The sequence below is a fragment of the Streptosporangiales bacterium genome (genome assembly GCA_009379955.1).
GTDB lineage: Bacteria > Actinomycetota > Actinomycetes > Streptosporangiales > WHST01 > WHST01.
In genome coordinates, this window is the sequence record WHST01000201.1 from 1 (window position 1) to 6275 (window position 6275).

General features: G+C 66.4%; 7 protein-coding genes and 1 pseudogene. 6 read left to right on the forward strand and 2 right to left on the reverse strand.

Annotated elements, in window-relative coordinates; genetic code table 11:
- Positions 1–204: 204 nt before the first annotated feature.
- Positions 205–486 (reverse strand): hypothetical protein, encoded by a 282-nt coding sequence (locus tag GEV10_31505; GenBank protein ID MQA82930.1) that lies wholly within the window; start codon positions 484–486, stop codon positions 205–207.
- On the opposite strand from GEV10_31505, the pseudogene GEV10_31510 reads away from it, so the two are divergent.
- The 3 genes and pseudogenes from GEV10_31510 (at position 454) to GEV10_31520 (ending at position 3023) form a co-directional block, all read left to right on the forward strand.
- A pseudogene (locus GEV10_31510) lies at positions 454–630 on the forward strand (replicative DNA helicase). The gene GEV10_31505 and the pseudogene GEV10_31510 sit on opposite strands and share 33 nt — an antisense overlap.
- Before the next feature lie 657 nt (positions 631–1287).
- Positions 1288–2751, forward strand: a complete 1464-nt coding sequence (locus GEV10_31515) for a hypothetical protein (GenBank protein ID MQA82931.1) — start codon at positions 1288–1290, stop codon at positions 2749–2751.
- Between the two features lie 2 nt (positions 2752–2753).
- Complete coding sequence (locus GEV10_31520) at positions 2754–3023, forward strand: helix-turn-helix domain-containing protein (GenBank protein ID MQA82932.1); 270 nt, start codon at positions 2754–2756, stop codon at positions 3021–3023.
- Between the two features lie 5 nt (positions 3024–3028).
- On the opposite strand, the gene GEV10_31525 is transcribed toward GEV10_31520, so the two are convergent.
- Entirely contained in the window at positions 3029–3343 is a 315-nt protein-coding gene (locus GEV10_31525; protein MQA82933.1) for a helix-turn-helix domain-containing protein, read from the reverse strand.
- 66 nt (positions 3344–3409) lie between these two features.
- Here GEV10_31525 and GEV10_31530 point away from each other — a divergent pair, with 66 nt between their 5' ends.
- The 3 genes from GEV10_31530 to GEV10_31540 all read left to right on the forward strand — a co-directional run.
- Positions 3410–4621, forward strand: a complete 1212-nt coding sequence (locus tag GEV10_31530; protein ID MQA82934.1) for a hypothetical protein — start codon at positions 3410–3412, stop codon at positions 4619–4621.
- Positions 4622–4900: 279 nt separating this feature from the next.
- A complete protein-coding gene (locus tag GEV10_31535) occupies positions 4901–5170 on the forward strand; it encodes a helix-turn-helix domain-containing protein (GenBank protein ID MQA82935.1) in 270 nt (89 codons plus the stop codon).
- Positions 5171–5273: 103 nt separating this feature from the next.
- Positions 5274–6275, forward strand: a 1002-nt coding sequence (locus GEV10_31540; GenBank protein ID MQA82936.1) for a tyrosine-type recombinase/integrase, incomplete at its 3' end; no start/stop codon positions are given.

Here is a 6275-nt window from a genome sequence, read left to right on the forward strand (position 1 = left end):
CCGTCAACGCACCCCACCTCGTCGCCCTCGTCCGAACAGGAGCGACCTTCAAGAAAGGCAAACTCGTCGAACGACCCGACGACCAACCGAGTCAGCAGCAAGCTGCATGACACACCTATCCACAGGTATTGACAATTGCTCGGTTCGTCGTCGTCGTTCGGTATCGGCTGCACCGACAGAAGGTTGCTGAAGTCTCAACGAGCCTTAACCATGGTGCTTCCCCTTCGCCGCCTCTTGATTCGCTATTCGACGAAGAGCCTCGGTTGTCAGACTCTCGTACACCTTCTCCACATCAGGATCGATGCCTTCTTCACCCGACACGAGGTGCTCCCTGACGACATCTTCTAAGGCAACGCGCTTAGGGATCGTGCTCTTGAAGGACTTCAGCTGCGGGGCCCGCTTCCCTGCGAGCTGCTGCACGACGCCTGAGTATTCACTGGCGGCAAGGGCGCCGAACAGGACTGTGACGTCGCGATCCTGCTGCACCGCGACGACCTCTACGAGCGCGAGTCACCGCGGGCGGGTGAGGCGGACCTGATCGTGGCCAAGCTCCGCGACGGCCCCACCAAGACCGTCGCCGTCGCGTTCCAGGGCCGCTACAGCCGCTTCGTCGATATGGCTTCGACGTGAGGTCACATTCCGCGGCTCGAGATCACGTAGTGCCAGTAGCGGCGCCAGACAGCCGCGGCCTGTGCCAACAGGAAAGAGCGAGGGGAGATCGTCGCGAACCGGGAGCACTAACTCCACAAAGGCAACTTGCCCCCTTACGGGGCCCATCTAAGCAAACGTTCCGGATGTACCAGACCCGGTTCGCTAGGGAGTTATGTCTCCGTTCGTGTAATCACCATGGTACGCCAACAGCACGAACAAGCCAGCACCGCCGACCCGCGTGGCGCGCCCGGGGTGCTGCAGGTCCCCGCCGATCTGATCGCGGCGCCGGTCTCCGACCTGGCGGTGGCCCTGTGGTGTGTGCTCGCGGCCGGGCCTCTGCGCGGCACTCGCGCCTCGCACTCGCAGCTCGGTCGACGGCTCGGTCGGGGTCCGTCAGCGTTCCGTGCCGCGCAGACCGAGCTGTGCGGCACCGGCTGGTTTGCGGTCACCCGGCAGGGCTGGGACGTGTCCACGCTAAAGACGGCGTTGCAGCGGCCGAGTGTCGGCGCTGGCCAGCAGTGGGTCGATCTGCCGCGCCACGCGCTCGGGCTGCCGGTCACGGGGGAGGGGCCGCGGCTCGCGCCGGCGCCGCTGCGGACCTATCTGTGGTGGCGGTGGCGCCGCAACCACGTGTCCATGTCGCGGCTCACCGACCTCGCCACACTACGCCCAAGGACCGGCCGGGTCGGGACTCACGGGGCTGCCGTCGAGGCGTCTGGGGGCCCCACTATCGACGTTCGCACCGCCCGCGCCCATCGGGCCACCCTGGTCGCCGTCGGACTGTTGGAGACGGCTGAGCAGCCCGTGCGCCGGGCCGGCATCGTCGTGGCCATGCCCACCGAAACCGCACGTTCCACGTCGCCGAGGACTGCGGCGACTGCCGGTATGCCGCGATGGGTCGTTGGGGTCGAGGGCGGCCGCGCGGGATCCACCGGGTCGATGCCGTGGAAACAAGTCTTCGGCCAGCACGACATGTCCAATTTCCCCAGCGCCCGCGTAGGACTCCAAATCGTCCAGCTCGGCCGGTCCGAGGCGGTCGACGTCGACCTCGTCACCCAGCGCGGCAGGGTGAGGGTACTCGGGTCCGGTGACCTCGAGTCCCAGCTCGAGAACATGTTCGGCCTCGGTGTCGCGGATCCCAACGACGCGCGCTACCTCTTCGGCGACACCAAGGTCGCCGCGAACCTAGCCAAGCTCGAACACCCTGGCAGCATGCTAGTCCCGGCCGGCAAGGACACCCGCATCGTGCCCGCGAAGGCGTGGTGGGTCGAGCACAGCGAGATTAGCTCCCCCGGCGGTATCACCGAGAGCAACACCTACGTGGGGCCAGACCTCGACGCCGGCTCGGCTGACGCCGCGGACATAGCTGGTGGGTACCACGACCGGTGGAGGCACGACCGCGCTGGGCATCTCGTCCCGACCGCCCGTCCCGCCGTCATCGTCCCTCGACTGACTACCTCTCAGCGCAAGGAGCAGGCCACCGCAGAGCGGTTGGGGCTGGCGCCGTCGAGGCTCGTCGCGTCACCTTTCGAGAAGCGCACTCCAGAACAGCCGACCTTCCAGGTCATCGAGGGCGGCGGGGATGATGGCGTGCCGGCCAACGCCGTGGGCCACGTGAAGCTGAGCGGCTGGCGGGAGAGGGTGCCGCCGGTGCTGGCAACCGTATACGAGCTATTCGCTGCGACGAGAGCAGCCAGGCTGCACACGACACGGCTGCTGGCTGAGCCCTCGCTGACGAGCTACACGGGCAAACGGCTCGGCATGATCCTCGCCGGCTACGGCGTCCAGCCCTTGGAGCACCCGTTCGTCGACCGCAGCCAACGCGGACGGGGCTGCGCCTACGAGGACGTCTCAGCGGCCGTCAAGCGTGCACGGATGGCGATCGATGACCCATCGGCAATGCGTGCAGAGCACGGATCGAAGCATGCCGATCCGAGGGTCATCAGACCGGCCGACCTGGCCGCTGACCTGCGCGAACGGGCCAAGCGCACAGAACACGGTACACGGATCGACACGTGCGCGACCACGCCGATCAGGCCCGGATACGGCAGTCGGCCGGCACCCGCGATGTGTGCGCACAGGTCACGGAAGGGGCGATGAACATGGAGGCGACTCACGAGACCACCGACCATCACGACGACGAGGGCCTGACCCGCGACCAGCTGCTCGCGCTGCCCGTCGCGGTCGACATCAGCACCGCCGCACGAGCGCTCGGCCTCGGAAGGTCCACGGCGTACGAGCTGGCCCGAAGTGGCGAGTTCCCGTGCCGCATCCTGCGCATCCGCAGCTCGTACCGTGTACCGACCGCCGATCTGCTGCGGCTGCTCGGCATCGAGCCCGACGAGAAGCCCGCGCTGCGGGAAAGCGTGTGAGCATGTCAGTCCGAGCGCGGTCCGAACCTGGCTCGCTGCGCCCACTCGGCGAGGCCGGTCAGGTACGTCAGTACGCCTTGACCCTGTTTCGTGAGCCGGTAGCCAGCTCCCGACTCGTGCTCGATGAGGCCGGCGGCGCGCAACTCGCGTATCCGCCTGGTGAGGACGCTCGTGGACAAACCAGGTACGCGCTCCGCGATCCCCCGGTACGTCAACGGATCGCCGCCCAGTTCCCAGAGCACCCGGAGCGCCCACCGCGCGCCGAGCACGTCGAACAGCACCAGCTCGGCTCCGATACGCCCTTGACGCTTCTGCGGCATCACCGCAGACTAGTCGTGCATCTGATTTCGATGCACTTCTGAGGTTCGAAAGAGAGGAGAACACCAATGCGAGAACCTATCCGCAAGATCACGCTAAGAGACGGGCCGTGGCTGCTGCCCTGGCTGGAAGGCCGTACGCATCGTCCGGTCGTCGACTGGGTGGCGACCACCGGCGACGAGGTAGGCCGGATGCTGCGGGCCGCGAGGGCGGTCATCGACCACCGTGCCAACTCCGGTGCCGGTGGCGACAAGATCGTGCCGAGCGCGCGACTGCCGGAGATCATGATCCTCTGTGAAGAGGTCGCGTTGATCTTCGGGCAGCACGAGATGGGCAACCTGGCCAACTCCCGGCTCGGCCTGCAGATCGTTCAGCTAGGCCGGTCCGAAGCCGTCGACATGGACCTCGTCGCACAACGCGGCACCGTCACGATGCTCGGCTCCGGCGACCTGAACACCTTCGGGCTCGGCGTAGCCGAGCCCAACGACGCCCGCTACATCTTCGGTGACGCGAAGATTGCCGCTGACCTGGCCAAGCTCGAACACCCTGGCAGCATGCTGGTCCAGGCCGGCCGGGACACCCGCATCGTCCCAGCCAAGGCATGGTGGGTCGAGCACAGCGAGATCGGCTCACCAGGCGGTATCGCCGAACGCAACACCTACGTCGGCCCCGACCTCGACGCCGGCTCCGCTGGAGCCGCCGACGCAGCTGGCGGCTACCACGACCGCTGGAACCACGAACGTGCCGGACACCTCGTCCCCTGGGCCCGACCTGTCGCCACAGTGACGCCACCGACCAACGACGCACATGCGCCACAGGAGACAAGCACGGCCGAACGCCTCGGACTCCCACCCTCCAGCCTCGTCCCGTCACCACTGGAGCGTCGTGCCGACCGCGGCGAACAACCGACGCTTCGGGTCATTCCCGGCGGTCAGCCAGACGACGCTACCGAGCGCCAGGCGTCGAACGTCCCGCCGATCCTCGGCGCGGTTCACGACGTCTTCGTTGCTCGCGGTGTCGATCGTCTGCACACGGCCGTGTTGTTGGAGCACCTTCGGCCGCAACTGTCCGCGCGGCGACTCGGCATGCTGCTCGGCTCCTGTGGCGTCAAGCCCTGCCGGGAGTCATTCATGGTCGCCGGACAACGTGGACGCGGCTACGAGCACCAGGACATCACGGCGGCGGTTCGACGGTTCGCCGCGGGCGACGCCGAGCCACCCGAGGAGGCCATGGCCTGGCCCGGCGATCGCCTGACCGGCATCGAGGGACAGGACTGGTAAGCGTGCCGCGAACCGTGATCGCCTGGCCCCGTCATCTGTGTAAGTGTACGGATCCAACCGTGCACCTACACGAGTCGGCGAGCCGATCAATCCGGTCCTGACCTGCAAAGACGCCGACATCCGCACGGTTCACGCTACACGTATCGGATGCCCTGCTCACGGCCGAGAGGCGAGGTTTCGAGCAGGCAGGGGCCTCCGAACGTGTGACACGGATCAGAGGCCGCAAGAGCAGAAGAGCCAACGGGAGGCGCCTTTGGGCGACGAGAAGGGACGGTGATCATGACCAAGGCTGATGAGATCATCGATCGACGAGACGGCGACGGCCTGTCGCGAGAGGAGCTGCTCGCTCTTCCGGTGACGGTCGACATCGGCACTGCCGCCAAGGCGCTCGGCCTCGGGCGTTCGACGGCCTACGAGCTGGCGCGATGCGGCGAGTTCCCCTGCCGGATACTCCGTATTCGCAGCTCCTACCGCGTACCCACCGCCGAGTTACTGAAAGTACTCGGCATCCAGCCCGACGAGCTGGAGCCGTTTCGGGAGAGCGCATGAAGAAGGGACGTCTTGGGACGTCTTGGGATACCGTCTTCGGGTCCCACTGGATGGATCTACCCGCTGCGCGCAGCCGGGCAGAAGAGGAAGGAGGACTGATTCAATGGAAGTACAGCGAGCGCCCACGGGCGTGAAAGGCATCACCAAGATCACCTACGAATCCGGTGAGGTTCGCTACCGCGTCGTCGTCGACGCCGGGCCAGACCCGAAGTCAGGCAAGCGGCGTCAGCTCACGTTCACTCGTCGCACCCTGAAGGAGGCCAAGTCCAGGCGCAACGAGACATTGGTCGAGCGCGATAAGGGCACGCTCGTGATGGCGGACAAGACGCTCACCGTCGAGCAGGCATGCGAGACGTGGCTGGCCGGGAAGCGCAAGCTGGCACCGGACAGCCGACGCACCTACCGCGAGGAGTTGAAGCAGGTCACTCGCGCGCTCGGTGCCGTGCCGGTTCAGAGCTTGACCAAGGAACACGTCGAGCAACTGGTGGATGCCATGCAGGACGGCACCGCGAGACGCATCGGCCGGCGTGGGCAACCGTTGAGCCCAGCCTCCATCAAGATGGTGGTAGGTCGACTCGCTCAGGTGCTGGACAGCCAGGTCAAACAGGGCAACCTCGCCCGGAATGTGGCACGCCTGGTCGAGCTGCCCGAGCTGCCCAAGCGGGCTGACCACAAGGCGTGGACCGTGGACGAGACGCGACAGTTCCTCAAACATGTGCAGAGCGACCGGCTGTTCGCCTGCTGGCTGCTCAGTCTCCACGGGCTGCGGAGGCACGAGGTCCTAGGACTCGCCTGGGATGCCGTCGATCTGGACACCGAGACGCTGAACGTCCGCAAATCCAAGACGAGAGCCGGTGAGCGGGAACTGCCGCTCACTCCGGTACTCGTGCCCACGTTGAAGGCACACCGCAGGCAGCTCACCAAGGAGCGGCTGGTCGCTGGTGAGGCGTACGTCGTCGGCGATGCACTAGTGTCGCCCGCCGGAAATTCGTGTGATATATCGTGCGAGGGAGTCGAGGATTTCCTCCGCGGTCTTCTTCCACACGAACGGTTTCGGGTCCTCGTTCCACATCTTGATCCATTCGCGGACGTCTTTCTCCAGTGC